The sequence below is a fragment of the Bradyrhizobium sp. 25ACV genome (assembly GCF_054863005.1).
The window spans coordinates 81,061-106,861 of sequence record NZ_JAVAYO010000002.1; the positions used below are offsets into that span (position 1 = coordinate 81,061).

25 protein-coding genes are annotated in these 25,801 nt (G+C 64.5%); 17 read left to right on the forward strand and 8 right to left on the reverse strand.

Annotated elements, in window-relative coordinates; translation table 11 throughout:
* Positions 1 to 155 precede the first annotated feature (155 nt).
* The 12 genes from cysG to RAD04_RS04205 all read left to right on the forward strand — a co-directional run bounded on the left by cysG (position 156) and on the right by RAD04_RS04205 (position 11,464).
* Entirely contained in the window at positions 156 to 1,580 is a 1,425-nt protein-coding gene (gene cysG, locus RAD04_RS04150) for a siroheme synthase CysG (RefSeq protein ID WP_461622761.1), read from the forward strand.
* Positions 1,577 to 1,894, forward strand: a complete 318-nt coding sequence (locus tag RAD04_RS04155) for a DUF2849 domain-containing protein (RefSeq protein WP_018318747.1) — start codon at positions 1,577 to 1,579, stop codon at positions 1,892 to 1,894. Before cysG ends, RAD04_RS04155 begins: the two co-directional genes overlap by 4 nt.
* An 11-nt stretch (positions 1,895 to 1,905) precedes the next feature.
* Positions 1,906 to 3,561, forward strand: a complete 1,656-nt coding sequence (locus tag RAD04_RS04160) for a nitrite/sulfite reductase (RefSeq protein ID WP_091955966.1) — start codon at positions 1,906 to 1,908, stop codon at positions 3,559 to 3,561.
* Positions 3,548 to 4,063, forward strand: coding sequence for a DUF934 domain-containing protein (locus RAD04_RS04165; RefSeq protein ID WP_461622762.1), 516 nt, complete (start codon positions 3,548 to 3,550; stop codon positions 4,061 to 4,063). The genes RAD04_RS04160 and RAD04_RS04165 overlap by 14 nt, the downstream gene beginning before the upstream one ends.
* Complete coding sequence (locus RAD04_RS04170) at positions 4,060 to 4,791, forward strand: phosphoadenylyl-sulfate reductase (protein WP_461622763.1); 732 nt, start codon at positions 4,060 to 4,062, stop codon at positions 4,789 to 4,791. Before RAD04_RS04165 ends, RAD04_RS04170 begins: the two co-directional genes overlap by 4 nt.
* A gap of 123 nt (positions 4,792 to 4,914) precedes the next feature.
* Positions 4,915 to 5,913, forward strand: a complete 999-nt coding sequence (locus RAD04_RS04175; protein WP_461623157.1) for a sulfate ABC transporter substrate-binding protein — start codon at positions 4,915 to 4,917, stop codon at positions 5,911 to 5,913.
* A 37-nt stretch (positions 5,914 to 5,950) separates the two neighbouring features.
* Entirely contained in the window at positions 5,951 to 6,787 is an 837-nt protein-coding gene (cysT, locus tag RAD04_RS04180; protein ID WP_461622764.1) for a sulfate ABC transporter permease subunit CysT, read from the forward strand.
* A gap of 10 nt (positions 6,788 to 6,797) precedes the next feature.
* Positions 6,798 to 7,721: a sulfate ABC transporter permease subunit CysW gene (gene cysW / locus RAD04_RS04185; protein ID WP_461622765.1), complete on the forward strand. Its 924-nt coding sequence runs from the start codon at positions 6,798 to 6,800 to the stop codon at positions 7,719 to 7,721.
* Entirely contained in the window at positions 7,711 to 8,745 is a 1,035-nt protein-coding gene (locus RAD04_RS04190; RefSeq protein ID WP_461622766.1) for a sulfate/molybdate ABC transporter ATP-binding protein, read from the forward strand. Before cysW ends, RAD04_RS04190 begins: the two co-directional genes overlap by 11 nt.
* Positions 8,746 to 8,916: 171 nt before the next feature.
* Positions 8,917 to 9,420 carry a CAP domain-containing protein gene (locus RAD04_RS04195; RefSeq protein WP_461622767.1) on the forward strand — a complete coding sequence of 168 codons (504 nt, stop codon included), beginning with the start codon at positions 8,917 to 8,919 and terminating at the stop codon, positions 9,418 to 9,420.
* A 78-nt stretch (positions 9,421 to 9,498) separates the two neighbouring features.
* Positions 9,499 to 10,674: a DUF3734 domain-containing protein gene (locus RAD04_RS04200; RefSeq protein WP_091955973.1), complete on the forward strand. Its 1,176-nt coding sequence runs from the start codon at positions 9,499 to 9,501 to the stop codon at positions 10,672 to 10,674.
* 1 nt (position 10,675) lies between these two features.
* On the forward strand, positions 10,676 to 11,464 hold the full coding sequence (locus RAD04_RS04205; RefSeq protein WP_018318737.1) for a 3-hydroxybutyrate dehydrogenase: 789 nt from the start codon (positions 10,676 to 10,678) through the stop codon (positions 11,462 to 11,464).
* Between the two features lie 129 nt (positions 11,465 to 11,593).
* Here RAD04_RS04205 and RAD04_RS04210 read toward each other — a convergent pair whose 3' ends face one another.
* From RAD04_RS04210 to RAD04_RS04220, 3 genes are all read right to left on the reverse strand, one after another.
* A complete protein-coding gene (locus RAD04_RS04210; protein ID WP_461622768.1) occupies positions 11,594 to 12,418 on the reverse strand; it encodes a sulfite exporter TauE/SafE family protein in 825 nt (274 codons plus the stop codon).
* Positions 12,419 to 12,614: 196 nt separating this feature from the next.
* Entirely contained in the window at positions 12,615 to 13,973 is a 1,359-nt protein-coding gene (locus RAD04_RS04215) for a flippase (protein ID WP_461623158.1), read from the reverse strand.
* 130 nt (positions 13,974 to 14,103) lie between these two features.
* Positions 14,104 to 14,943 (reverse strand): protein-disulfide reductase DsbD domain-containing protein, encoded by an 840-nt coding sequence (locus RAD04_RS04220; protein WP_461622769.1) that lies wholly within the window; start codon positions 14,941 to 14,943, stop codon positions 14,104 to 14,106.
* Positions 14,944 to 15,085: 142 nt separating this feature from the next.
* Here RAD04_RS04220 and RAD04_RS04225 point away from each other — a divergent pair, with 142 nt between their 5' ends.
* A complete protein-coding gene (locus RAD04_RS04225; RefSeq protein WP_461622770.1) occupies positions 15,086 to 15,730 on the forward strand; it encodes a YqgE/AlgH family protein in 645 nt (214 codons plus the stop codon).
* Between the two features lie 219 nt (positions 15,731 to 15,949).
* Here RAD04_RS04225 and RAD04_RS04230 read toward each other — a convergent pair whose 3' ends face one another.
* Both RAD04_RS04230 and RAD04_RS04235 read right to left on the reverse strand, forming a co-directional pair.
* Positions 15,950 to 16,837: a TauD/TfdA dioxygenase family protein gene (locus tag RAD04_RS04230; protein WP_461622771.1), complete on the reverse strand. Its 888-nt coding sequence runs from the start codon at positions 16,835 to 16,837 to the stop codon at positions 15,950 to 15,952.
* 97 nt (positions 16,838 to 16,934) lie between these two features.
* Positions 16,935 to 17,714 carry an SDR family NAD(P)-dependent oxidoreductase gene (locus tag RAD04_RS04235; RefSeq protein WP_461622772.1) on the reverse strand — a complete coding sequence of 260 codons (780 nt, stop codon included), beginning with the start codon at positions 17,712 to 17,714 and terminating at the stop codon, positions 16,935 to 16,937.
* 97 nt (positions 17,715 to 17,811) lie between these two features.
* On the opposite strand from RAD04_RS04235, the gene RAD04_RS04240 reads away from it, so the two are divergent.
* Complete coding sequence (locus tag RAD04_RS04240) at positions 17,812 to 18,549, forward strand: SDR family NAD(P)-dependent oxidoreductase (protein ID WP_461622773.1); 738 nt, start codon at positions 17,812 to 17,814, stop codon at positions 18,547 to 18,549.
* Between the two features lie 180 nt (positions 18,550 to 18,729).
* On the forward strand, positions 18,730 to 19,101 hold the full coding sequence (locus tag RAD04_RS04245; protein ID WP_018318729.1) for a CsbD family protein: 372 nt from the start codon (positions 18,730 to 18,732) through the stop codon (positions 19,099 to 19,101).
* A gap of 188 nt (positions 19,102 to 19,289) precedes the next feature.
* Here RAD04_RS04245 and RAD04_RS04250 read toward each other — a convergent pair whose 3' ends face one another.
* A complete protein-coding gene (locus RAD04_RS04250; RefSeq protein ID WP_461622774.1) occupies positions 19,290 to 21,002 on the reverse strand; it encodes an SGNH/GDSL hydrolase family protein in 1,713 nt (570 codons plus the stop codon).
* A 171-nt stretch (positions 21,003 to 21,173) separates the two neighbouring features.
* Entirely contained in the window at positions 21,174 to 22,559 is a 1,386-nt protein-coding gene (locus RAD04_RS04255) for a lytic murein transglycosylase (RefSeq protein WP_461622775.1), read from the reverse strand.
* 215 nt (positions 22,560 to 22,774) lie between these two features.
* Between RAD04_RS04255 and RAD04_RS04260 the strand changes: the two genes are divergently transcribed.
* Complete coding sequence (locus RAD04_RS04260; protein WP_461622776.1) at positions 22,775 to 23,650, forward strand: UTP--glucose-1-phosphate uridylyltransferase; 876 nt, start codon at positions 22,775 to 22,777, stop codon at positions 23,648 to 23,650.
* 192 nt (positions 23,651 to 23,842) lie between these two features.
* Here RAD04_RS04260 and RAD04_RS04265 read toward each other — a convergent pair whose 3' ends face one another.
* A complete protein-coding gene (locus RAD04_RS04265) occupies positions 23,843 to 25,339 on the reverse strand; it encodes a sensor domain-containing diguanylate cyclase (RefSeq protein ID WP_461622777.1) in 1,497 nt (498 codons plus the stop codon).
* 170 nt (positions 25,340 to 25,509) lie between these two features.
* Here RAD04_RS04265 and RAD04_RS04270 point away from each other — a divergent pair, with 170 nt between their 5' ends.
* Positions 25,510 to 25,773: a DUF7662 domain-containing protein gene (locus RAD04_RS04270; protein WP_461622778.1), complete on the forward strand. Its 264-nt coding sequence runs from the start codon at positions 25,510 to 25,512 to the stop codon at positions 25,771 to 25,773.
* The last annotated feature ends 28 nt before the right edge of the window (positions 25,774 to 25,801 follow it).

Sequence of the window (25,801 nt, forward strand, 5' to 3'; positions counted from 1 at the left end):
GAGAAGATGCATCTCTGCCACTTTGCGTTTGGAGGCGAAAATTCTATAGTTGCGGTGCGGAAGAGAAGAAAAAATTTTCTCTTTGCGCGCTCGAAACGACACATATATAGAAAATAATTCCAGTCAACCCCGGATGTGGGGGAAGCGAGTATCGCATGCGGTTCTTGCCGGTGTTTCTCGATCTCAAGGCCGGTCCGGTGGTCCTCATCGGCGCGGGTGAGCTTTTGCGTGCCAAGCTGCGCGTGCTCTCTGCTGCCGGTGCGCGCATCCGCGTGCATGCGATCGATGGTAATCATGACCTGGGCCTGAACTCCGGGGATGCGGCGCGTATCGAGATCGCGTCGGGCGATCCGCTCACTGCCGATCTCCCGGGAGTCATCGCCATCGTCTGTGCCGGCGCGGGCGATGTCGGCGTGGCGATGTCGGCGCGAGCGAAGGCACTGGGCCTGCCCGTCAACGTCATGGACGATCTCGAACATTCCAGCTTCATCTTCCCGGCGATCGTCGATCGCGGCGATGTCGTGGTCGCGGTCGGTACCGGCGGCACTTCGCCCGTCGTTGCACGGCGCGTGCGGGAGAAGATCGAGGCGCTGCTGCCGGCCCGTATCGGTGAGCTCGCCGAGTTCATCGGCGGCTTTCGCAAGTCCATCAACGAGCGCATCACCGAGTTTCCGCTGCGCCGCCGGTTCTGGGAGCGCGTCATCGACGGCCCGATCGGCGCCGCCGTCCTCGGCGGCCGCAGGAGCGAGGCGGATGCCGCGCTCAAGGCGATTGCCGATCCCTCCGAATTCGCGCGTGCCGACAAGCCGGAAGGCTCGGTCGCGCTGATCGGCGCCGGTCCCGGCGATCCCGATCTTCTCACCATCAAGGCGCTGCGCGCATTGCAGGACGCCGACATCGTCTTCCATGACGAACTAGTCTCGGGCGAAATTCTCGACCGCATCCGCCGCGACACCACGCGCGTTGCGGTCGGCCGCCGCGTCGGCAAGCCCGGCATCGGCCAGGACGCCATCAACCAGCGCATGATCGAAGCCGCGCGAGCCGGCCAGCGGGTGGTGCGGCTGAAGGGCGGCGATCCCTTCGTGTTCGGCCGCGGCGGCGAAGAGGTCGAAGCACTGCGCGCGGCTGGCGTCGCCTATTCGATCATCCCCGGCATCACAGCCGGACTCGGCGGCGCCGCCGATTTCGAGGTGCCGCTCACCTACCGTCATGAAGCGACCCGCATCACCTTCCTCACCGCGCACAAGGCGCGCGATGCGGAAGTCGTTGACTGGTCGACGCTGACCGACACCAAAATGACCGTCGTGGTCTACATGGGCATGACTGCCGCGCCGGCCGTGCGCGCCGGCCTGTTCGCCGCCGGCCGTTCGCCGGAGACGCCGGTCGGCGTGTTCGCGCGCGTCACCCGTCCCGATGCGCAGGGCGCGATCGGCACGTTGCGCGATCTCCCCGAGCTGGTGCGGCGCGTCAGCGGCGGTCCCGCCATTCTCATCATCGGCGAGGTGGTCCGGCATGCCGGTTCCCTTCGTCGCGAAACCCCAAAGCAAATCATCTCTGACCTATTGGATGCAGCCGAATGACCTCCCCGCTTGAACAGAAGAAGATCAAGATCGCCGGCCCCTCGATCGTGACCGCCAACCGGACTTGGGACGGCATCGTGGTGTATCGCACCGCTGCCAAGAGCTGGTCTGCGGACCTGTCTGAAGCTGCGATAGTGCGCAACTCCGACGAGGCCAAAGCGTTGCTTGCGGAGTCCGTCGCCGATGACGTCGGCGCGATCGGTCCCTATATCGCCCCGGTGCAGGTCGGCGCGGACGGCAAGATCGAACCCGGCAATCTGCGCGAACAGATCCGCCGCACCGGTGTGACCATCGGACAGTCGGCCCAGGTTTAAGGCGCTTTCTTATGTATGCTTACGACGAAATCGACCGCACGCTCGTCAATGAGCGCGTCTCGGAGTTCCGCGACCAGGTGAAGCGGCGCCTCTCCGGCGAGCTCACCGAGGACGAGTTCAAGATCCTGCGCCTGCAGAACGGCGTCTATCTGCAACTGCACGCCTACATGTTCCGGGTCGCGATCCCCTATGGCACGCTGGCGACAAACCAGCTGCGGGCGCTCGCCCATGTCGCGCGCAAATACGACCGCGGCTACGGCCATTTCACCACGCGGCAGAACATCCAGTTCAACTGGATCAAGCTCGCAGAGCTGCCGGACGCGCTGGAAGATCTCGCCAAGGTCGGCATCCATGCCATGCAGACCTCCGGCAACAACATGCGCAACGTCACCTCGGACCAGTGGGCCGGCGTCGCGCCGGGTGAGATCGAGGATCCCCGCATCTGGTCGGAGCTGATCCGCCAGCACACCACGCTGCATCCGGAATTCTCGTTCCTGCCGCGCAAGTTCAAGATCGCGATCACTGCGTCGGACCACGACCGCGCCGCGATCAAGATCCACGACATCGGCCTCCGCCTGATCAAGAACGAGAAGGGCGAGACCGGCTTCGAGGTGCTGGTCGGCGGCGGACTAGGCCGCACGCCGTTCATCGCCAAGACCATCAAGCATTTCGTGCACGGCCGCGATATCCTGAGCTATATCGAGGCCATCCTGCGCGTCTACAATCAGTATGGCCGCCGCGACAACATCTACAAGGCGCGCATCAAGATCCTGGTCCACGAGCTCGGCATCGAGAAGTTCTCGCGCGAGGTCGAGGAGGAGTGGCAGCACATCCGCAACTCCTCGCTCCAGATCGACGACGAGGTGATCGAGGACATCCGTTCGCGCTTCACCTATCCGGCCTACGAAAAGCTGCCGCACATGCCGGACGAGCTGCGGCAGGCGGCGGCCGATCCCGACTTCGAAGCGTGGCGCAAGAACTCGGTGGCCCCGCACAAGAACCAGGGCTACTCCATCGTCACGATCTCGCTGAAGCCGATCGGTGCGCCTCCGGGCGATGCCACGGCGGAGCAGATGGATGCGCTGGCCGATCTCGCCGACAAATATTCCTTCGGCGAGATTCGCGTCGGCCACGAGCAGAACCTGGCGCTGCCGCATGTCGCCAAGCGCGACTTGCCGGCGCTGTGGAAGGCGCTCGACAAGCTTGGCCTCGCGACGCCGAACGTCAACCTGATCACCGATATCATCGCCTGCCCGGGTCTCGACTATTGCTCGCTGGCGAATGCGCGCTCGATCCCGATCGCGCAGGAGCTGACGCGGCGCTTCGCCAACCACGAGCTCGCCAACCTGATCGGCCGGCTCCACATCAACATCTCCGGCTGCATCAACGCCTGCGGCCATCACCATGTCGGCCATATCGGCATTCTCGGCGTCGAGAAGAACGGCGAGGAAGTCTACCAGATCACCATCGGCGGCCGTGCGGACGAGAACGCAGCGCTCGGGAACCTGATCGGGCCCGGCGTCAAGTTCGACGAGGTCGCCGACGTCGTCGAGGACATCGTGGAAGCCTATCTGGCGCTGCGCGAGCGGCCCGAAGAGCTGTTCATGGACACCGTGAAACGCCTCGGCGTCGAACCCTTCAAGGAGCGCGTTTATGCCACTCGTTAACGGCGGAAAGATCGCCGACGACAGCTTCGTCAAGCTGGCCGTCGACACGCCGCTGCCCGAGGGCGGCGACATCCTGGTGCCGGCCGAGCGCTTCATCGGCGAGGCCGATGCGCTGCTCAAGCGCGCCGGCAAGGTCGGCGTGATCTGGCCGAACAACCGCGACATCAGCGAACTCGTGCCCTATCTCGGCAAGATCACCGTCGTCGCTCTGGTATTCCCGACCTTCCGCGACGGCCGCGCCTACAGCCAGGCCCGCCTGCTGCGCGAGCGCTACAATTACCGCGGCGAATTGCGCGCCACCGGCCAGGTGCTGCGCGACCAGTTCGTGTTCATGCTGCGCGCCGGCTTCGATTCCTTCGACGTCAAGAAGCAGGCCGACGCGGAAGCCTTCATGCAGACCGCCAAGCGCTATTCGGTGTTCTACCAGCCGACCGGCGACGGCCGCATCACGGCCTTGCATCGGCGCATGCAGCTGCGCCATTCCGAAGGCGTCGGCACGTGAACGCGATCGCGCCTCAGGTTTCGCCGACGTCGGTCTCTGCGTTGCCGTCAGCGGACGAACTCGATCGCGCGCTGCGCGATGCCTCGCCCGCGGAGATCGTCGCCGCGGCGCTGAAGACAGTCGGGCGCGAAAAGCTTGCGCTGGTGTCGTCGTTCGGCACGGAATCGGCGACGCTGCTGAAAGTCATGGCGGACGTCGACCCCGCGATCCCCGTGATCTTCCTCGATACCGGCTGGCTGTTCGAGGAGACGCTGGCCTATCGCGACACGCTGATCGCGACGCTTGGCTTGAAGGACGTTCGCTCGATCAAGCCTGCGGAGGAGACGCTGGCGCGCGAAGATGCCGACCGCGATCTCTGGTTCTCTGATCCCGATGCCTGCTGTCGCATTCGTAAAGTCGAGCCGCTGGCGCGGGCATTGAAGCCGTTCTCGGCCTGGCTCAACGGCCGCAAGCGCTTCCAGGGCAATGCGCGCGCCGACATTCCGGTGGTTGAAGACGATGGCGTGCGGTTGAAGTTCAACCCCTTCGCCAACGTCTCGCGCGAGGAACTCGAGGCCATCTTCGTCCGCGCCAAATTGCCGCGTCATCCACTGGCCGCCTCCGGTTTCCTGTCGGTTGGGTGTATGCCTTGCACGAGCAGAACGGCCGAAGGTGAGGATGAACGTGCTGGTCGCTGGCGCGGCCGGGCCAAGACAGAATGCGGCATCCACACGATGAAGACTTCGTAGCACAGTCACGCTGCCACGCTGCGAACAAGAAAATCCGGTTTCGTTGACTTAAGCGCGTTTCGCCGCGAGTTTCGCCTGCCTTCGCTGACACCGACGTCGTCGAAGTGAATGGAGATGGACATGATGCGCCGTATCGTTCCGCTCGCTGCAGGACTTCTCGCGACGGGTTTTTTGGCAAGCGCGGCTCTCGCTGCCGACATCAATCTGCTCAACGTGTCGTATGATCCGACGCGCGAGCTCTATGCCGAATTCAATAAGGCGTTCGCGAACGCCTATCAGAAGGAAACCGGCAAGAGCGTCGAGATCAAACAGTCGCATGGCGGCAGCGGTTCGCAGGCGCGCGCGGTGATCGACGGATTGCAGGCCGATGTGGTGACGCTCGCGCTCGCCTACGACATCGACGCGATCGCCGGCAAGGGCCTCACGGCGACGGACTGGCAGAAGCGGTTGCCGCAGAATGCGTCACCCTACACCTCCACCATCGTGTTCCTGGTGCGCAAGGGCAATCCCAAGGCGATCAAGGACTGGGATGATCTGATCAAGCCGGGCGTTGCCGTGATCACGCCGAACCCGAAGACATCGGGCGGCGCGCGCTGGAATTATCTGGCGGCCTGGGGCTTTGCGCTGAAGAAATCCGGCGCCGCCGACAAGGCCAAGGACTTCATCGGAAAGCTCTACCAGCAGGTGCCGGTGCTCGATACCGGCGCGCGCGGCGCCACCGTGACCTTCGTCGAGCGCGGCGTCGGCGACGTGCTGCTGGCCTGGGAGAACGAGGCGTTTCTCGCCCTGAAGGAATTCGGCCGGGAGAAATTCGAGATCGTGGCGCCGCCGCAATCCATCCTCGCCGAGCCGCCGGTCGCGATCGTAGACAAGGTTGCCGACAAAAAGGGCACCCGCAACGCCGCCGATGCCTACCTCCAGTACTGGTACACCAAGGAGGGGCAGGAGATCGCCGCGCGCAACTTCTACCGCCCGCGGGATGCCGAGATTGCCAAAAAATACGAAAACGCCTTCGCAAAGGTCGAACTATTCACGATCGACGACGTTTTCGGTGGTTGGACCAAGGCGCAGAAGGAACATTTCGCCGACGGCGGCATCTTTGACCAGATCTATAAGAACTGATCTGGCGCTGTCTTAATGGGCTTTAGCAGGGGGCCTGGTGAGCGCACTCGCAGCACGACGCCGGACATTGCCGGGCTTCGGTCTCACAATGGGACTGACGCTTTCCTGGCTGTCGATCATCATCCTGATTCCGCTCGCTGGGCTGTTCCTGAAATCGCTCGAGCTCAGCCCCGAGCAATTCTGGAACATCCTCTCCAGCCGCCGCACCCTGAATGCCCTCAGGGTTTCCTTCGGCCTCGCGTTCGCGGCGGCCTCCGTCAACCTCGTCATGGGCAGCATCATCGTCTGGGCGCTGGTGCGTTACCGCTTCCCCGGCCGGCGGCTGTTCGACGCCATCGTCGACGTGCCCTTCGCGCTGCCGACGGCGGTCGCCGGCGTCGCGCTGACCGCGCTGTTCGCCGAGAAGGGCTGGCTGGGGGCGCCGCTGGCGGCGCTCGGCATCAAGGTGGCGTTCACCCCGGTCGGTATCTTCGTCGCCATGATCTTCATCGGCATTCCCTTCGTGGTGCGCACGGTGCAGCCGGTGCTGCAGGATCTCGACCCCGAGATCGAGGAGGCCGCGGGCAGCCTGGGCGCCAGCCGCTGGCAGACCATCATCCGCGTGATCCTGCCCTCGCTCGCGCCGGCGCTGCTCACCGGGCTCGCACTCTCCTTCGCCCGCGCGGTCGGTGAATACGGCTCGGTGATCTTCATTGCCGGCAATCTGCCGAATGTCTCCGAGATCGCGCCGCTCTTGATCGTGATCCGGCTGTCCGAGTTCCGCTACGCCGACGCGACCGCCATCGCGGTGGTCATGCTCGTCGTCTCCTTCGTCATCATTTTCGCCGTCAACCGGCTCCAGCGCTGGGCGCGGAGCCGGATCCCGGCGCGCTGAGGAGGATGCGATGACGATGCAGATCGCGGACTCCGTGTCGCTCTCGGCTCCCGACGCCACGGCACGTGCGAAGGCCCGGGCACACGCGGCGGCGGCGCAAGACAATTTGCGCACCGAGCCGCGCGCGGTGCGCATCACGATCATCGCGCTGGCGATGATCTTTCTTTCCGTCTTCGTCGTGCTGCCGCTGGTGGTCGTGTTCGCGCAGGCCTTTTCGAAGGGAATCCTCGCCTACCTCTCCGCACTCGCCGAGCCGGAGGCTCTCGCCGCGATCAAGCTGACGTTGGTCGTCGCGGCGATCTCGGTGGGCCTCAACCTGGTGTTCGGCCTCGTCGCCGCCTGGGCGATTGCAAAATTCGAGTTCCCGGGCAAGACCTTCCTGATCACGCTGATCGACCTGCCGTTTTCGGTCAGCCCGGTGATCTCCGGCCTCGTCTTCGTGCTGCTGTTCGGCGCGCAGGGCTATTTCGGCAGCTGGCTTAGGGATCACGACATCCAGATCCTGTTCGCCGTGCCCGGCATTGCGCTCGCCACCACCTTCGTGACCTTCCCGTTCGTTGCGCGCGCGCTGATCCCGCTGATGCAGGAGCAGGGCACGCAGGAGGAGGAGGCCGCGGTTTCGCTCGGTGCCTCGGGTCTTCAGACCTTCTTCCGTGTCACGTTGCCCAACATCAAATGGGGCGTGCTCTACGGCGTGCTGCTCTGCAATGCGCGCGCGATGGGCGAGTTCGGCGCGGTCTCCGTCGTCTCCGGCCATATCCGCGGCGAGACCAACACGATGCCGCTGCTGGTCGAGATCCTCTACAACGAATACCAGTTCGTCGCCGCCTTCGCGATCGCCTCGCTGCTGGCGATGCTGGCACTGATCACGCTGATCGCAAAGACGGTTCTCGAACGTCACCTCGACGAAGGACACGACGCAAGTGACCATTGAGGTCAAAAATCTCGTCAAGAAGTTCGGCAGTTTTGCCGCCCTCGACGGCGTCGATCTCAAGGTCGACAATGGAGAATTGCTGGCGCTGCTCGGTCCATCAGGCTCCGGCAAGACCACCTTGCTGCGGATCATCGCCGGCCTCGACTGGCCTGACTCCGGCGAGGTCTCCTTCAACGGCGAGGACGCGCTGGCGCAGGGCGCGCGCGAGCGGCATGTCGGTTTCGTGTTCCAGCACTACGCACTGTTCCGCCACATGACCGTGTTCGAGAACGTCGCCTTCGGCCTGCGCGTGCAGCCGCGTGCTATCCGGAAAGACGAGGCCGCGATCCGCGCCCGGGTGAAAGAGCTGCTTGATCTCGTGCAGCTCGACTGGCTCGCCGATCGCTACCCGAGCCAGCTCTCCGGCGGCCAGCGCCAGCGCATTGCGCTCGCCCGCGCGCTCGCGATCGAGCCGCGCATCCTCTTGCTCGACGAGCCCTTCGGCGCGCTTGATGCCAAGGTACGAAAAGAGCTGCGCCGATGGCTGCGCTCGTTGCATCACGAGATCAACGTCACCTCGATCTTCGTCACCCACGACCAGGAGGAGGCGCTCGAAGTCGCCAACCGCGTCGTCGTCATGGACAAGGGCAGGATCGAGCAGATCGGCTCGCCCGACGATGTCTATGAGACCCCGGCAAGCGCGTTCGTTCACGGCTTCATCGGCGAGTCCATCGAGCTCCCGGTTCAGGTCGAAGGCGGCGTGATCAGGCTCGGTGACCGGCCGCTCGCCCTCGCGGCGGACGGGATTGCGCCTGGCGCGTCAAAACTGTTCGTACGGCGACATGATATGCTGGTCGGGCCCCCCGGCAGCGGCGCGTTCGAGGGCGCGGTCCAGCACGTCCGCAATTTCGGTCCCGTGCAGCGCGCCGAGGTCGCATTGTCAGGCGGCGAGACCATCGAGATCGACGCCCCCCGCGACAAGGAACTGCGCGCCGGCGACACCATCGGGCTCGAGCCGCGCCGTTACCGGATATTTGCGGGGTAGAAATTCCCGTCATTCCGGGACGGTCCGAAGGACCAGACCTCAGGTGCGCAATTGCGCACCATAGTTCAGTGCTGCGCACTGCCCCGGAATGACACCGAGCAGATTTTCATCAAAATTCACCTTTCAGCCACGGTTGGTATGCAACAACGGCCCCTCATTCGGGGGCTTTACATGCGCGCCGCGGCCGCAATTCTCATCACTTTGCTGCTTGCCGGCTGTGCCGGCAACGAGGCACCGGTCCAGCAGCCGTCCATGTATGCCGATATGGCGGCCCCGGGCTCCAAGCTCGACGCACAGGCGGCCGCGATCATGATCTCGCAATACCGCCAGAACAACGCCCTCGGCACCGTTGTCATCGATCCCGATCTGATGCGGCTCGCCGAATCCCAGTCCCAGGCCATGGCTGCGGCCAACAAGATGGATCACGACGTCCGCGCGCCGCTGGCCAAGCGCCTTGCCACCGGCGGCTATCCCGCCACCGTTGCCGTCGAGAACGTCTCGGCCGGCTATCATACGCTGGCGGAAGCGTTTTCCGGCTGGCGCGACTCGCCGCCCCACCGCGCCAACATGCTCAAGGGCGGTGTCACAAAATTGGGCATAGCGGCGAGCTATGCTCCGGGCACCAAATACAAGGTGTTCTGGACCATGATCCTGGCCTCGACGGAGCCCCGATAAGCCAGACTTGATCCCGGGATGCATTGACGCCGCGGCGGAGCGGCGCCACGGTGGCTCGCCTTTTGCTATTGTTCATCCATGACCGATCGTAGCCCGGAATCCGCCAGCATCCCTGCGAATGCGCAACGCGTCCTGGTCCTTCAGGGCGGCGGCGCGCTTGGCTCCTATCAGGCCGGCGCCTATCAGGCGCTGTGCGGCCATGGCTTCGAGCCGGAATGGGTCGCCGGCATCTCGATCGGCGCGGTCAACGCCGCCATCATCGCCGGCAACGAGGGCCCGACGCGCGTCAAGCGGCTCAAGGAATTCTGGGAGATGGTCTCCGCGCCGGTGCCGTGGAAGCCGATCGGCAAGAGCGACCACAGCCGCGAGCTGTTCAACTCGACCAGCGCTGCGCTGATCGCGACCTTCGGCGTGCCCGGCTTCTTCACGCCGCGCATCCCGCCCGCGCCGCTCTGGCCGCCGGGCAGCTCGCAAGCCGAGAGCTACTACGACACCGCGCCGCTGAAGAAGACGCTGGAGCGTCTGGTCGATTTCGACCGCATCAACGATTTGAAGACGCGCCTGTCGGTCGGCGCGGTCGGCGTCACCTCGGGCAATTTCAAGTATTTCGACAATTACGAGTTCAAGAAGCTCGGCAAGACCATCGGCCCCGAGCACATCATGGCCTCTGGCGCGCTGCCGCCTGGCTTTCCGTCCGTCGTCATCGACGGCGAACATTATTGGGATGGCGGTATCGCCTCCAACACACCGCTCGACTATGTGCTCGATGCCGAGGTCGATCGCGACATGCTGATCTTCCAGGTCGACCTGTTTTCCGCGCGCGGAGACTTACCGAATTCACTGCTCGAGGCGACCGAGCGCGAGAAGGACATCCGCTTCTCCAGCCGCACGCGGATGAACACCGACAAGAACAAGCAGATCCACAACGCCCGCAGGGCGGTGCGCGACCTGATCGGCAAATTGCCGGATTATCTCAAGAACGATCCTTCCGTCGAATTCCTTGCGAAGGTGTCGCGCGAAAGCACCGTCACCGTCGTGCATCTGATCTACCGCAGCAAGAACTACGAATCCTCGTCCAAGGATTACGACTTCTCGCACGTCGCCATGGTCGAGCATTGGGAGGCCGGCGTGCGCGACGTGCATCTGTCGATGCGCCACAAGGACTGGCTCGAGCGGCCGCAGTCCGGCGAGACCATGGTGACTTACGATCTCACGGGGGACGTCACCGCACCCCCGGCAAAAAGGAGCGAATAGAATGGGTAGTCTATCAGGCAAGAACGCCGTCGTGACCGGATCCACCAGCGGCATCGGGCTCGCCTACGCACGTGCCTTCGCCGCCGCCGGCGCCAATGTCGTCATCAACGGCTTCGGCTCGCCGGAGGATATCGAGAAGGAGCGCGCCAAGATCGAACAGGACTTCAAGGTGAAGGCGATCTATTCGCCCGCCGACATGACCAAGCCGGCCGAGATAGCCGGCATGATCGCGCTCGGCGAGAAGACTTTTGGTTCGGTCGACATCCTCGTCAACAATGCCGGCATCCAGTTCGTCTCGCCGATCGAGGAATTCCCGCTCGAGAAGTGGGACCAGATCATCGCCATCAACCTGTCCTCGGCCTTCCACGCCATCCGTGCCGCCGTGCCCGGCATGAAGAAGAAAGGCTGGGGCCGCATCATCAACACGGCATCGGCGCATTCGCTGGTCGCCTCGCCCTTCAAGTCGGCCTACGTCTCGGCCAAGCACGGCATCGCCGGTCTCACCAAGACCGTGGCGCTGGAGGTCGCGACCCACAAGATCACCTGCAACTGCATCAGCCCCGGCTACGTCTGGACGCCGCTGGTAGAGCGGCAGATTCCCGACACGATGAAGGCGCGCAATCTGACGCGCGAGCAGGTCATCAACGACGTTCTGCTCGATGCGCAGCCGACCAAGGAGTTCGTGACGTCCGAGCAGGTCGCGGCATTGGCGCTGTTCCTGTGCGGCGATGATGCCGCCCAGATCACCGGCACCAATCTCTCGATCGACGGCGGCTGGACGGCGGAGTAACGGCACAGTGCGGTAGGGTGGGTTAGCGCAGCGTAACCCACCGCGTCTGTCACCGCGGAAACAAAAGAGGTGGGTTACGCCTTCGGCTAACCCACCCTACGAAACCGAGAACGAGGCGTCCGCTTCCGCTCAATGCGTCCAGGCCAGCGCCGTCACGAACGCCGACGACAGGTTCAGCTCCGCAAACATGATCTTGCCTGCGACCACGAACAGCACGCTGGCAAGCGTCAGCCGCAGCACCGTCTCCGGCACCCGCGTCGCGCTGTAGCTGCCGATGATGATGCCGGGCAGCGAGCCCATCAGCAGCACGCCCATCAGGGCCCAATCCACGTCGCCGAGCGCCCAGTGCCCGATGCCGGCGACCAGCGTCAACGGCACCGCATGGGCGATGTCGGAGCCGACGATGGTTGCCATGGGCAGGCGAGGGTAGAGCAGCAGCAGCACGGTCACGCCGACCGCACCGGCGCCCACCGACGAAATCGACACCAGCACGCCGAGCACGATGCCGGTGACGACGGTCGCAATCGCGGTGGTGCGCTCGTCGACCTGTTCGAGCCGGCCGCGATAACGCCCCATGATGGATTTGCGGAAGATCAGCGAGGTCGCGGTCAGCAGCAGCGCGAAGCACAGCACCAGATTGACCAGGCTGCGCTCGGAATCGCTTTTGAGATCGAGCTTCCACAGGATCAGCAGCGTCACTGCGCTCGCAGGAATGCTCCCGCAGGCGAGCCGCACCACCGCCGGCCAGTGCACGCTGCGCGACCAGCCATGCACCACACTGCCGCCGGTCTTGGTGGCGGCGGCATAGAGCAGATCGGTGCCGACCGCGGTGGAGGGATGAACACCGAACAGCAGGATCAGCAGCGGCGTCATCAAGGAACCGCCGCCCACGCCGGTCATCCCGACGAGCAGGCCGACGCCGAAACCGGAGGCGACGTAGAGTGGATCGATCATATCCAGGGAATCTTAAGTTTATCCCGTCAGTTGGGCAATATGACGTAGAATAAATTTCCCCTGCGGTGCAACCGCTTGGGCGTAATAAGAAAAATCGTTCTACAAGTCGGAGATTGGTAGGTGTTTCGCCTTGTTCGCGGGTGCGTTGCGAAATGGTCGTTCTTCGAGGGGGCGAACGAGGACGGGTGCGTAATACCTATTTTCCAAACGCCAGCACGTGCAGCCCCAACCGCTGCCGCACGATCCAGAACAGCAGCACCGTCTCGAAGGTGAGCGAGATCGAGGTCGCGGCCGCGGCGCCGTGGCCGCCGTAACGCGGCACCAGTGCGATGCAGAGCATGAGGTTCATCACGAAGGCCAACGCATAAGCGAGCGCGCAGATCTTCTGCTGGCCGAGCATGTTGAGCAGCCGCTCGACCGGTCCGATCGCGGAGCGCACCACCAGCCCGATCGCGGCGACGAACATGATGTCGTAGCCGACTACGAATTGCGGCCCGAACAGCCAGAGCAGCGGCTTGCCGAGCGCGAGCAGCACGATGGTCGCCGCCAGCGACGGCCAGAATGTCCAGTTGATGGCATGCGCGACATAGGCCGACAGGCGTGCCTTGTCGCCGCTTGCGTTGTATTCGGCGAAGCGATGCGCCGTCGTTGCCGACATCGCGTAGTGGATGAACGAGACCAGCGCCAGCGTCTTCACCACTGCGAAGTAGACGCCGACCTCGTCGGAGGGGCGGAATTGCTGCAGCACCAGCACGTCGGTGTAGGACAGCAGCAGGTAGAAGCTCTCGACCAGCAGGATCGGCAGCGAGACGGCGAGCCAGCCGCCGATGTCATAGGTCTTGGGGCCGGGCGCGATATGGCCGGAGAGCTTGCGGTTCAGCACCACCATCTGCCCGGTCATCGCGATCCACACTGCACCGGCGCTCGCAACCATCGCGGCGACGGCGCCGAGATGATAGCCGAGCAGGAAGGCGATAGCCGTGATTCCGATGATCAGCCCCTGACGGATGATGAATTGCGGCATCAGGCCGAGTTGCATCCAGTCATGCGAGCGCGCGATGCCGTCCTGGGTGTTGGCGACGACGAAGGCGGGCAGCGTCATGCAGCCGATATAGAGCGGCAGCACCTCGGCCGGATCGATCCAGGGCGAGAGCAGCCGGACGATGCCGGCAAGCGCGAGCGACACCACCATGGAGGCGGCAAAGATCAGCCAGCGGCTGCCGGAAAGAAAGCCGCGCAGCAATGCCTGCTCGCCGCTGGCGCGATACTCCGGAATGATCTTCTGCGCCGAGGCCGAGATGCCGAAATCCATCATGCTGCCGAGCAGCAGCACCCAGGTCCAGACATAGACGTAGATGCCGTAGTCGGACGTGCCCATCCAACGTGCGAGCAGCACCTGCGAGACATAGGCAAGGCCGGCGCTGATGACGCGGATGATGAAGATGGTGCCGGCCAGCCGCCGCGTCAGCGATGCCTCGCTCGGGCCGCCCGTCAGCCTGGCCCGCAGCCGCGCGATCAGCCCGGCCGGTCCGGTCGTTGCAGGTTCTGCATCCATCACGGCCACGAAAAGTCCCCAGTCTTCCGCATGCCGCAGGCTTGCTGCGGTGGCCCTGGGGCTTAGCAACCATTCGTTAAGATTCGGTTGGGTGGCGACTCGGTGATGTCCCGGACGAGCTAACCAGTACTCACTCCAAATTCGTATTGAACTCGTACGACTTCTCCGGCCCGACCAGCGTGAATTTCAACGCTGCGCCGTCGGGCCTAGCGCCCGGCGGCAGGCCGTCGAGCTCGAACGAAAAGCGCTTCACGCCAGCCGGGCTGTCTTTGACCGGAGCTGGAATCGGCAGCGCCCAGTCGGGCGTCGGACCTTCCACGAACAGATTGACGTTGCGCGCATCCGGCGTGACCACGTCGACCGTCACCTTGGTGGCGCCGTCGCGCTTGACGTCCCGGATGGTGAGCGGATTGGGATCGCCGATATTGGCGGGCTTGGGCACGGTATCGAGTGCCGCACGCAGATTGGCATCCTCGGTCGAGGCCACGCTGTTGAAGCCGAGCTCGGCGCTGGCCTCGACCGGAATGCAGAGTTTTTCGCACACCGCGTAATTGATCTCTGCGCGCAGGGTCACGGGCTTGTCGGCCGCTTTGGCGACGATGCGCAGGGGTAGCACGATCTGGTTGTGGTAGCCGATCGAATGGCCGCCGGCGCCGTCGTCGAATTTCAGCGGCGCAGGCCACATCACCGTCACCGCCTCCACATTGTCCGACTTGGAAAAGTCGAACCGCGGCGGGACGCCGGAATCGCCGGGGGAGCGCCAATAGGTCTTCCACCCCTGCTGGAGCTGGATGGCGATACCGCCGAGCAGGACGGCGCCGCTGCGCGATCCCGCCAATAGCCGCACCGCGGAATGTCCGTCGCGCTGCCACGGCGAAGCGTCATCGGCACGGGCTACGATGGCCAGCGACGACGCAAACAGGGTTGTTGCGACGCCAATCGCCGCACGCAGGGGAACTCTTGTGAGCATGGCACGTCTTTACAGGGTCACCCTGAGGCAAACCATTGAATTGCTTGTGATGGATGCACTTGAATCAAGTCTCTGCAAGCCTTGATTTGACAGCGGCCCGGCCCGACATCAGGATAGGAATTGAAACCGGAGTGCTTAACCGATGGCTCCCACAGGCAAGAGGACGGGCGAAAGCACCCGCAGCGCGGGACCCGTGCTCCCTAATTCGGCCGGTTATCTCGACGGCCGGCTCTTGATCGCGATGCCGGTGATGGGCGATTCCCGCTTCGAACGCTCGGTGATCTATCTCTGTGCCCATTCGGCGGAGGGAGCGATGGGCATCATCGTGAACCACCCGGCCGGCAGCATCGATTTCCCCGAGCTCTTGGAGCAGCTCGGCATCATCAAGAAGGGCGAGCACATCAAGCTGCCCGAGAATGCCGAAAGCATGAAGGTGCTGCGCGGCGGTCCGGTCGATACCGGGCGTGGCTTCGTGCTGCATTCCAGCGACTTCTACATCGAGAACGCGACGCTGCGGATCGACGACGGCGTCTGCCTCACCGCGACCGTCGACATCCTACGCGCGATCGCCAACGGCTCCGGCCCCAAGCACGCCATCCTCGCGCTCGGCTATGCCGGCTGGGCGCCGGGCCAGCTCGAGACCGAGATCCAGAGCAACGGCTGGCTGCATTGCGATGCGGATGCGGACCTGATCTTCGGTGACGACGTCGACGACAAATACAACCGCGCCCTGCAGAAGATCGGCATCGATCCCGGCATGCTCTCGAACGAAGCGGGACACGCCTAGCTGCTTTAGTCGCTACCGCGACATACTCCGCGGTGGTACGTCATCCTCCGCTGTCGTCCCGGACAAGCGCGCCTCAAGCGCGCGCAGATCCGGGACCCATACTCCCAGGGTGAAGTTTAAGGCAGGCCGGTCACTCCAAGTCTTCGCCAAACGACGTCCTGTGGTTATGGGTCCGGATCTTCGCTTCGCTCGTCCGGGACGACAGCGGAGGTTGCCGCGCTACTCCGCCGCCTGCTGCTGCACCGTCGGCTCCGTCCCCGCCACCGTCGCGCGGCGCATGTCGCGAGGTTGCGACTGGTCGTAGCGGCGGACGCGGTGCATGGTCTGGCGGTTGTCCCACATCACGAGGTCGTGCAGCTTCCATTTGTGGACGTAGACGAACTCTGCTTGCGTTGCGTGCTCGTTGAGATCGCGCAGCAACAGCCGGCCCTCGGGCACGCTCATGCCGACGACCTTGCCGGCATGGGATGACAGATACAGCGACTTGCGGCGATGCACGGGGTGCGTCCGCACCAGCCTTTGCAGCACCGGCTTGAACATCTCCTTCTCATCCTCGGTGTATTCGGTGAAGCCGAGCGATCCCCGCGAATACATCAGCGAGTGCTCGCAGATGAGATCGTCGATCTCCGCCTTGGTGTCGTCGTCGAGCGCGTCATAGGCGGCGCGCATGTCGGCGAATTCGGTGTTGCCGCCCTTGGGGTTCACCACGCGCGCCGACAGCAGCGAGAATTTTGCAGGGATGGGCCGGAACGAGCTGTCGGAGTGCCACAGGCAATTGCCGAGGTTGAACAGATTGGCGCGGCTGTCCTTCGGCAGCGGCTTGCCGTCCTTGCCGAGGTTGGAGACGTCGTTCAGGCCCGAGTTGAGGCGGTATTCGCTGGCCTTGGTAATGTTGCCGCCACGCGCATCCTCACGCTGACCGAAGTTCAGCGCAAAAGCCATCTGCTGCTCGTCGGTGATGTCCTGGTCGTGGAAAACCAGTACCGCGTATTTGTCCATGGCGGCCTCGACCTCGCGCGCCTCGACCTCGGTGAGGGGCTTTCGCAAATCGAGGCCGGAAACCTCGCCGGCAAAGTGCTTCTGAAGCTGCCGGATGGCGATCGTCATGGCGTTTTCTCCCGCATGTGCGAGCGGTTGGTCCCGCTCTGTCGGCGAAAAAGCTACTCCCGCACTCGCCGTTGTCAACGCTCGGCGCGCATGGCTCTCACGCGTTGCGCGCCATCAACCCGCCGTCGACCGGGATCACCGCGCCGGTGAGGAAGGACGCCGCCGGCAAGCACAGGCTCAGCGTCATATGTGCGACCTCCTCCGGATCGCCGTAGCGGCCGAGTGCGGTGCGGCGTTTGGCATAGATCGTCTTGTGCTCCTCCGAGATGCGGTCGGTGATCCCAGTGCGGATCGGACCCGGGCAGATGCAGTTGACGGTGATGCCCTCGCGGCCGAGCTCGACGGCGAGCGAGCGGGTGAGGCTCGCCACGCCGCCCTTCGCTGCCGAATAGGGGCTGTGTAATGCGGTGGCGCCGAGTGCCTCGGTCGAGGCGATGTTGACGATGCGCGGGCTCTTCGATTTGCGCAGGTAAGGCAGTGCGGCGCGGATGATGCGCGGATGCGCCGTCAGCATCACGGCGATGCCCCTGGCCCAGGCGTCCTCATAGGCCTCGTCGTCGATCGCGACGCGCACGGAGATGCCGGCATTGTTGACGACGATATCGAGCCCGCCGAAATGTGCCGCAGCATCATTCACCACGCGCTTGATCTCGGTGGCCTCTGCGACGTCGAGCTTCCAGGCTTTTGCCGAACCGCCGTTCGCCGCGATCTCCGCCGCGACGGCGAGCACGCCTTGCTCGTCATAGTCGGTGACGGCAACGTTCGCGCCCTCTGCGGCGAACAATTGCGCGGTGGCGCGTCCCATGCCGCTGGCCGCGCCGGTGACGAGAACGGTCAGGCCCTTTACGGACCGGCTGAGCCGTTTGAACTCGGACATGCTGTTTCCTCGCGCCCTGCTTGTTCTTGTTATGATTGACAAGGCTGACATCGATCCGCAGACAGGTCAAACAAGCAAGACAAAAGGGGAGGCCGCGATGGCGAACGAGCTCGATTTCTCAGGCAGGCAGGTGCTGGTGGTCGGCGGTTCCAGCGGTATCGGCAACGGCATCGCGCAAGCGTTTCGCGCGAGGGGCGCGCATGTCGCGGTTTGCGGCACGCGTGCGCAGGCAAAGGATTATTCGATCGAGGAGGGTTCTGATCTCACGGGCCTGTCTTATGCGCAGCTCGACGTCAGCAACCCCAATGCGATCGAGGCATTCAAGCCCTCCTTCGAGCGGCTCGACGTGCTCGTGCTCGCGCAAGGCGCGGTGCTCTATCGCCGCGGCGAGTTCGAGATGAGCGGCTTCCGCAAGGTGGTCGAGGTCAATTTGATGAGCCTGATGGCCCGCGCCACGCGATTTCATTCCATGCTGCGGGATGCGAAGGGGTCGCTGATCATGGTGTCCTCGACCGCGGCCTATCATTCCACTATGGGCAATCCCGCCTATAACGCCTCGAAGACCGGTGCGGTCGGATTGACGCGGACACTGGGCGAAGCCTGGGCGGAGGACGGCATCCGCGTCAACGGCATCGCGCCCGGACTCGTCGACACCAAGATGACGAAGGTAACGACCGACAATCCCAAGCGGCTCGAAGGTGCGTTGTCACGCATTCCGCTGCGGCGGCTGGGCACGCCGGCCGACATGGCGGGCGCGGCTCTGTTCCTGGCTTCGCCGCTGTCGTCCTACATCGTCGGACAGACGCTGGTCGTCGATGGCGGGCTCATCCTCTAGCTGACCGCGTAGCCTGGATGGAGCGCAGCGTAATCCGGGGTTCTCTCTCGCGGAAAGGCCCTCGGATTACGCTGCGCTCCATCCGGGCTACACACTTTCGTAGGAGCTACACTTTCGCAAACACTTGGAACTGGGCCGCGCCTGATCGGTTACTTCGGCTGACCACCGAGGAGGATCATCATGGACACGGATCGGATTGTTGGATCGGCCAAGGAATATGCCGGACGCGCGGAAGGCGCGATCGGAGACATGGCAGGCGATGCGAAGACGCAGGCGTCGGGCAAGGCGCGGGAAGCCGCGGGCACGGTGCAGAATCTCTACGGCCAGGCCAAGGATGCCGTACGCGAGGCCGGCGAGACTGCAGCCGACTACGCCAAGGACGCCTACGACAACAGCGGCGAGACTCTTCGCGACGGTACGCAAGCATTGTCGAAGAAGGTGCAGGACAATCCGCTCGGCGCGCTGCTGGTCGCCGGCGGCATCGGTTTCGCACTCGCGCTTCTGATGTCGCGCCCCGCGCGTCGTCCCCCGCCGTCGCGCTGGCGCTATTAAGGCTAGTCGCCGAACGCCTATCACTCGTGCCCCGGACGCGATGCAGCCTAGGCGATGCGTAGCATCGTCCGGAAACGCTGCATCGCTAAGCCGGGGCCATCTTTTGTGAATGCCGCACGAATTGGGTCCCGGCTCTGCGCCGCCTCACCGAGAAGCGCTGCGTCGCATCCGGGACACGAGACCTTACCTTACCGGAACATCTCGGCCGAACGGCCAACGTTACCCGGCGGACGCGGGACCCCGGGATTGGGATTCGGATTGCGCGGCCCGGGAGCCGGCGCCAGTTGACGCGGCGGCGGGGGCTGCGGAGAGCCGAAGCCGAAGAAATCGCGGAATGAGGGCGTAGCCTGTGCCGGTTGCTGCGGCGGGACCGGCGGCTTCTTCGGCGCGAGCTTTGGCGGAGCGATCGCCGCGGCTGCGCCCGGCGATGCGGAAGGCGCGCTGCCCTCAGGCGTTGTCGCGGCCATCGGCGTATCGCCCTTGGCCTGCTCGCGGCCGACTTCGCGGCGCGGCCAGGCGTAATCGTCGGCGCGGCCCGCCGGAGCCGCCAGCGGTTCGCCCTTCACCATTGTCTTCGCAGCGAGCGCATCGACAGCGGCGGGACGCGAGCCCGGGCCGCCCAGCAATTGATCGGTCGAAATCGAGGCTGCAACCAGCGGCACGATCGGCCCCGCCAGCGGCCGCGGTGCGGGCTTGCCGGGCTCGGCGCTGGTGTCGGGCGTCGCCGGCTCGCTCGGCAGCGCGATCGGGCCGGAACGTCCTGCCAGCAGGCGCGTGATTTCGCGCTCGACATAATGCGCGAGCTTGCGCGCGCCGGGCTTTGTGAAGAAGACGCCGTCAGAGCTGCGGAGCTGACGGATCTGGCCTTCGAAGTCAGGACCCTTCTGAAGGAAGCGGCCGGCCTCGTCGACAAACCCGTCCCAGACGTCGACATAGGTAATGCCGGCCTTGGCCGCGCCTTCGCGATAAAGCGAATCCAGGAACAGCATGTCCGCCGTGCCCTTCTGCCCGCGGATGGCGGGAAGGCCGACCCACAGCACCGGCACGCCCTTGGCCTTGAGGACGTTGGCGAGCTCCTCGATCTTCTTGCCGTAGAGCTCGACCCAGCGGTCGTCGCGGAATTCGTAGAGGCCGTTCGGATTGCGGGCCGTCTTTTCGGGCGCGGCCGCCGGCGCGTCGGCATTGTCGGCGTCGTCCTGCGGCAGATCGGCATCGGCAGGCTTGTCGTCGGGCTTGGCGGCGGTGTCGTTGCCGGGCTTGGCGTCCCCCGGCTTCGCTGGCTGTTTGGCGCGCGCGCCCTTGTCGTTCTTCTTGTCCTTGTCTGCGGCGGCCTTGTCCGTCTTGTCGGCGACGGGCTCGCGGATCGCGCTGCGGTCGTTGAGGCCCAGCATGACGACGATCACGTCGGGCTTTTCCGTCTCGAGGATGCCCCTTGCGGCAGTCGTCCAATCCGCGGGCTCGCCGCGCGGCTGGTACTTGATCAGGCCGGACGTGGTCTTGTGCTTGCGGATCACGCCCATGTCGGGCTGCTCGGTGTAGGCGTCTTCCAGGCCATAGGCGAGCCAGTCGGCCATGGCGTCGCCGATCACGAGCACGTTCTTCTCAGGGATGGTGTCGCGCTTGGCTGGCGCCGGCGCGCGCGAAAAATCCTGGCGGGGAGCCTGCTGCTGTTGCTGCTGGAACGGCGCGAAGAAGTCGCCGCCGAACCAGCCGCCGCCTCCGCCACCGCCCCGTTGTGGTGGCGGAGCCGAACGCTGCGGCGGGCCGCCGAAGCCGGGGAAGTTGAAGAACTGCGCCGAGGCAGGCCCTGCGACCGAGACCAGAATCGCAAGCGCCGTGCCCAGCGCGATCAACGGGCCGGTCTCGGTCAGCGCCTTGAACAGGGACTTCGGCTTCGACATGCGATCTCGGGCCAGCGCAATGGGGATCGGAGGTAGCTCGATATAATAACGGAATCAGGCGCCAAACGGGCAAATTCCGTTGCAGATTCTTGCGCCCATACACCGGGGAACAGCCGCCTGCGTCAAGGCTGCCTGCCAAAATCCCTGTTCAGGGTTACTTTCGGCGCGATTTTACCGTCCGCGCAGCCGTTCCAGTGCGTCGGAGGAGGCAAAACCGTCCGCGGGCACCCCGATCGAGGCCTGGAAATTGCGCAGGGCTTCCCGGGTCTGGCCGCCGAACTGGCCGTCCGGGGTGCCCTTGTAGAAGCCGCGCTGCGCCAGTAGCTGCTGCAGCTCCAGCCGCTCGGTGCGGGACAACTCGCGTTCCTGCCGCGGCCAGGGTTGCACGAAGGGCTGCCCTCCGCGCAGGCGGTCGGCGAAATGGCCGATCGCCAGCGCATAGGCCTCGGCCGGGTTGTACTTCATGATGACCCGGTAGTTCTGCAACATCAGGAAGCCCGGTCCCTGCGCGCCCGCCGGCGCCAGCAGATAGGCTTTTTCCGCCGGATGCGGGAAGGGCTGGCCGGTCGCCCGCTTCATCCCGAGCTTCTCCCATTGCGCAATCGTCATCGCCTTGGCGCGGTCCGCCAGCATGTAGTTGAAGCCTTGGGGCACCACGACCTCGAACCCCCAGGTCTGCCCCGCCTGCCAGCCGTCCTTCTTCAGGTTGTTGGCGGTGGAGGCGATCAGGTCGGTCGGATTGTCGACGACGTCGCGCCGCCCGTCGCCATCGCCGTCGACGGCAAAGCGCTTGAACGCGGTCGGCATGAACTGGGTCGGGCCGAACGCGCCGGCCCAGGAGCCGCGCATCTGCTCCGGCCGGAGGTCGCCGCGGTTGAGGATCTCCAGCGCGGAGAGGAACTCGTCCTTGAAATAGGCCTGGCGGCGGCCGATGCAGGCGAGCGTCGCGGTCGATTGCAGCACGCTGCGATCGCCCATCTGCGTCGAGTAATTGGACTCGATGCCCCAGATCGAGGCGATGATGTAGCGGTCGACGCCGGTGGCCTTCTCGGTGGCGTCGAACTGCGCCTTGTATTTGGCGAGCACCTCACGCCCCTTGGCGAGACGGTTGTCGTTCACGAGGATGTCGAGATAGTCCCAGATCGATTTCGTGAACTCCGGCTGCGAGTCCATCAGGTCCATGATGCGCAGGTCGGGGCTGAGACCGGCGGTGAAGCGCTGGAAGTTTTCCTGGGTGATGTTGCGCCGTGCGGCATCGGGCCACATCGCGGCAACGCAATTGCTGAAATTGCCGGCGGCCTCGCGGATCGCCGCGGCCGTCATTAGCGGATGGCCGGAAGCGCCGTCCTCACCGCTCCAGGGGAGAGCGCCGCCAGAACCGGGCGCAGGCTGCGAGGGCGCAGCGTTGGGGCCCGAGAAGATGCCGCCGAACAGATTGGACAGGCCGTTCTGCGCCTGGGCGTGCGCGCTGAGGGGCAGCAGCAGAGCGGCCGCGATCATCGCCGCGCCGGTCACGGATCCCGCCCGTCTTGCCTGCCCTGCCACCAATTGCATCATGTCCCACCCATCGGCCTTCCAAAAATCTGGCATCAGGAGGCCCGGTTACGGTTGCCAATAGCTTAACAAAGGTGAAATTTTGGTGGCGGCCTTTTTCTTAACTCTGCGCGGGTGAGGCCCCACATCCGCCTTTGTTGGCGGCTGCAAACAGGCTAGCAAGATGCCATTGCTCCGTTCCACCGTTCCCATGTGCCCCCAGGTATTCGAACAATCACATGAAAATTCGCAAAGCCGTATTCCCCGTCGCCGGCCTCGGCACCCGTGTCCTGCCCGCCACCAAGGCGATGCCGAAGGAAATGCTGACCATCGTCGACAAGCCGCTGATCCAGTACGTCTATGACGAGGCGAGGGAGGCCGGCATCGAGCACTTCGTCTTCGTCACCGGCCGCAACAAGAACGTCATCGAAGATCATTTCGACCGGATGTACGAGCTCGACGCCACGCTGGCCGCGCGCGGCAAGAAGGCCGAGCAGGACATCCTGTCGCAGAACCAGCCCGAAGCCGGTGCCGTCAGCTTCACCCGCCAGCAGGCGCCGCTCGGCCTCGGTCACGCGGTCTGGTGCGCGCGCGACATTGTCGGCAACGAGCCGTTCGCCGTCGTGCTGCCCGACGAACTCGTGCTCAACTCGCCCGGCTGCCTCAAGCAGATGATCGAGACGGCGTCGACGCTCGGCGAGAAATCCAACCTGGTCGCGGTCGAGGCGGTGCCCGACCATCTCACCCATCAATATGGTATCTGCGGCGTCGGCAAGCGCAGCGGCAAGATGTTCGAGGTCGACGGCATGGTCGAGAAGCCGGCCAAGGGCACCGCGCCCTCCAACCTCTCGATCACCGGCCGCTACATCCTGCAGCCGGAGATCTTCAAGATCCTTGAGACGCAGGAGCGCGGCGCCGGCGGCGAGATCCAGCTCACCGACGCCATGATCGGCCTTGCCAAGTCGCAGAAGTTCTACGGCGTCGAGTTCGAGGGCGAGCGCCATGATTGCGGCTCCAAGCCCGGCTTTCTCCGCGCCAACATCGCCTACGGCCTGAAGCGCCCGGAGCTGCGGGACGGGCTGATCGCGGAGATGAAGAAGTATCTGGGGCAGTAGTCGCTACAAGCTCCGCCGTCGTCCCCGCGAACGCGGGGACCCATACCACGTGATCTATCGACTGCGTTTTGCAGTAGTACCGAACGACAAGTCTTCGCCAAACCACTCCCTGTGGTTATGGGTCCCTGCGTTCGCAGGGACGACGCCGTTGGTGTGGATCGCGTCGCGTTCAATAGCGGTGATTAGTCCCCCTCACGCCACCAGCGACAGCTTCGGCAGGCTCGCAACAATCGACTGATTACGTCCGCCCGCCTTCGCGGCATAGAGCGCCTTGTCGGCGGCGGCGACCAGGATCGCCCAGTCCATGCCAGCGGTGGGAACGAGGCTGGCGACGCCGCAGGAGACCGTCAACATCACCTCGTCGTCAGACCAGCCCTGCACCTTGAGGCGGATCGTCTCGGCGACCTTGAAGGCATCGGTGGCAGACGTGTTGGGCAGCAGCACCGCGAATTCCTCGCCGCCATAGCGCGCGGCGCAATCGCCGGCCCGGCTCACCGAATCGGAAATGCAGATGGCGATGCCGACCAGCACCTGATCGCCGGCCTGATGGCCGAACGTGTCGTTGTAGGCCTTGAAGTGATCGGCATCGATCATCAGCAGCGCGACGGGCGCCTTCTGCCGCATCGCGCGCCGCCATTCGACGTCGATGACGGAATCGAACTTGCGGCGGTTCTTCAGGCCGGTGAGCGCGTCCGTCGTCGCCATCTCCTCGAGCTTGCGCTCGGCCTCGGCGCGGCGGCCGATCTCGCGCGCGAGCACCAGCGTCGATCCCAGCACGAACAGCGCGAGCGCCAGCACCACGGCGCCGATGCGATACGCCTCCTTCTGCCAGAGCGCGAAAACCGCGGTCAGCGGCTTGCCCGCCACCACGAACAGAGGACCGTTGTCGGCGCTGCGGACATACAGCCGCGGCGTCGGATCGACCGGGCCCTGTCCCGAATAGGAGGTGCCGACCGGGAGATTGTCGGGCTTCCAGGCCCGCCGGTCGTTCAGGTTGGTGCCGATGATATCGAGATCGAACGGCCGACGCATCATGATGGTGCGGTCGCGCCTGAGCACGGTAATGGTGTCTTCAGGATCGAGATTCAGCCGCTCGAACAATTCGTGGAAATAGCTGAAGCGGATCGAGCCGGCGACGACGCCGAGGAAGCCGCCGTCGGTATCGCTGATGCGACGGCTCAGCACGATCGCGTAGGCACCGCGGAACAGCATCGGGCGGCTGATGAAGAGCCCGACGTCGGGGTTGTCGCGATGAACCCTGAAATACTCCTCCTCGCTCCGGTTCTCGGGGAGGGGATCGAGGGTGGAGGCGTCGATGGCCAGCCTGCCCTCGGGGTCGAAAACCTGGATGGCGCCGAAATGCCTTGCCGTCGTCGCATGATCGAACAGGATCAGGTGACGGATCGGCTTCGACACGGTCGCGAGCTCGGGCAGCAGCATGTTGCTGGCGACCGCCTTCAGCGCCAGGTCGTAGATCTCGACGTTGCGGCTGACGTCGGACTGGATGGTGGTCGCGAGGTTCTCCAGCGTCTGACGGGCGAGCGCCTCCTCGCCCCGGCGCATGTCGAGCATGACGTTGACGCAAATGGCGGAAAAGCCGATCACCGTCACCACGGACGAGATGATCAGCAGCTTCGCCGAAATCCGCCACGGCCGGCGGGCCATGACTTCGCGCCATTCAGACAGCATCGTTTGCTCCCGATCCCCTAGTGGATGCGCCCGAAATCTTGAGTAGTGTTTAAGGTGGAACAGCGCTGCCGTAGTGAGTTAAGAATCGGTTTACGCCGCTCACGGTTTTAGGCAGCCCGCATGTGAGCAGGCTCATTTGAGCAGGTTGGGGTTCGGACGAGAGGACTGATGTGAACGACTACGACGCGTTGCGCGACTTTCTGCTGCGGCAGAAGCAGGCCGAATTCGTCCTGAGCTTCGAACAGATCGAAGAGATCATCGGCGCGGCTTTGCCGCGCGCGGCCAATCGCGCCTCATGGTGGGACAGCCTGCGCAGCCCCGACATCCAGATGCCGCAACGCGAAGCGTGCCTTGCCGCAGGCTTCAAGGCGGTGCGGATGCCCGATGGCCAGAGCGTGCGGTTCACGAAGATGAAGAAGGACGGGCGGCGGTAGCGGCGAAGTACCCGGTCAGGTGGGTGAA

Bases quoted from the DNA above. Each gene is read 5' to 3' on its own strand.
- cysG (WP_461622761.1), top strand. From the start codon at position 156: ATGCGGTTCTTGCCGGTGTTTCTCGATCTCAAGGCCGGTCCGGTGGTC.
- RAD04_RS04155 (WP_018318747.1), top strand. From the start codon at position 1,577: ATGACCTCCCCGCTTGAACAGAAGAAGATCAAGATCGCCGGCCCCTCG.
- RAD04_RS04160 (WP_091955966.1), top strand. From the start codon at position 1,906: ATGTATGCTTACGACGAAATCGACCGCACGCTCGTCAATGAGCGCGTC.
- RAD04_RS04165 (WP_461622762.1), top strand. From the start codon at position 3,548: ATGCCACTCGTTAACGGCGGAAAGATCGCCGACGACAGCTTCGTCAAG.
- RAD04_RS04175 (WP_461623157.1), top strand. From the start codon at position 4,915: ATGCGCCGTATCGTTCCGCTCGCTGCAGGACTTCTCGCGACGGGTTTT.
- cysW (WP_461622765.1), top strand. From the start codon at position 6,798: ATGACGATGCAGATCGCGGACTCCGTGTCGCTCTCGGCTCCCGACGCC.
- RAD04_RS04195 (WP_461622767.1), top strand. From the start codon at position 8,917: ATGCGCGCCGCGGCCGCAATTCTCATCACTTTGCTGCTTGCCGGCTGT.
- RAD04_RS04200 (WP_091955973.1), top strand. From the start codon at position 9,499: ATGACCGATCGTAGCCCGGAATCCGCCAGCATCCCTGCGAATGCGCAA.
- RAD04_RS04205 (WP_018318737.1), top strand. From the start codon at position 10,676: ATGGGTAGTCTATCAGGCAAGAACGCCGTCGTGACCGGATCCACCAGC.
- RAD04_RS04210 (WP_461622768.1), bottom strand. From the start codon at position 12,418: ATGATCGATCCACTCTACGTCGCCTCCGGTTTCGGCGTCGGCCTGCTC.
- RAD04_RS04215 (WP_461623158.1), bottom strand. From the start codon at position 13,973: ATGGATGCAGAACCTGCAACGACCGGACCGGCCGGGCTGATCGCGCGG.
- RAD04_RS04220 (WP_461622769.1), bottom strand. From the start codon at position 14,943: ATGCTCACAAGAGTTCCCCTGCGTGCGGCGATTGGCGTCGCAACAACC.
- RAD04_RS04225 (WP_461622770.1), top strand. From the start codon at position 15,086: ATGGCTCCCACAGGCAAGAGGACGGGCGAAAGCACCCGCAGCGCGGGA.
- RAD04_RS04230 (WP_461622771.1), bottom strand. From the start codon at position 16,837: ATGACGATCGCCATCCGGCAGCTTCAGAAGCACTTTGCCGGCGAGGTT.
- RAD04_RS04235 (WP_461622772.1), bottom strand. From the start codon at position 17,714: ATGTCCGAGTTCAAACGGCTCAGCCGGTCCGTAAAGGGCCTGACCGTT.
- RAD04_RS04240 (WP_461622773.1), top strand. From the start codon at position 17,812: ATGGCGAACGAGCTCGATTTCTCAGGCAGGCAGGTGCTGGTGGTCGGC.
- RAD04_RS04245 (WP_018318729.1), top strand. From the start codon at position 18,730: ATGGACACGGATCGGATTGTTGGATCGGCCAAGGAATATGCCGGACGC.
- RAD04_RS04250 (WP_461622774.1), bottom strand. From the start codon at position 21,002: ATGTCGAAGCCGAAGTCCCTGTTCAAGGCGCTGACCGAGACCGGCCCG.
- RAD04_RS04255 (WP_461622775.1), bottom strand. From the start codon at position 22,559: ATGATGCAATTGGTGGCAGGGCAGGCAAGACGGGCGGGATCCGTGACC.
- RAD04_RS04260 (WP_461622776.1), top strand. From the start codon at position 22,775: ATGAAAATTCGCAAAGCCGTATTCCCCGTCGCCGGCCTCGGCACCCGT.
- RAD04_RS04265 (WP_461622777.1), bottom strand. From the start codon at position 25,339: ATGCTGTCTGAATGGCGCGAAGTCATGGCCCGCCGGCCGTGGCGGATT.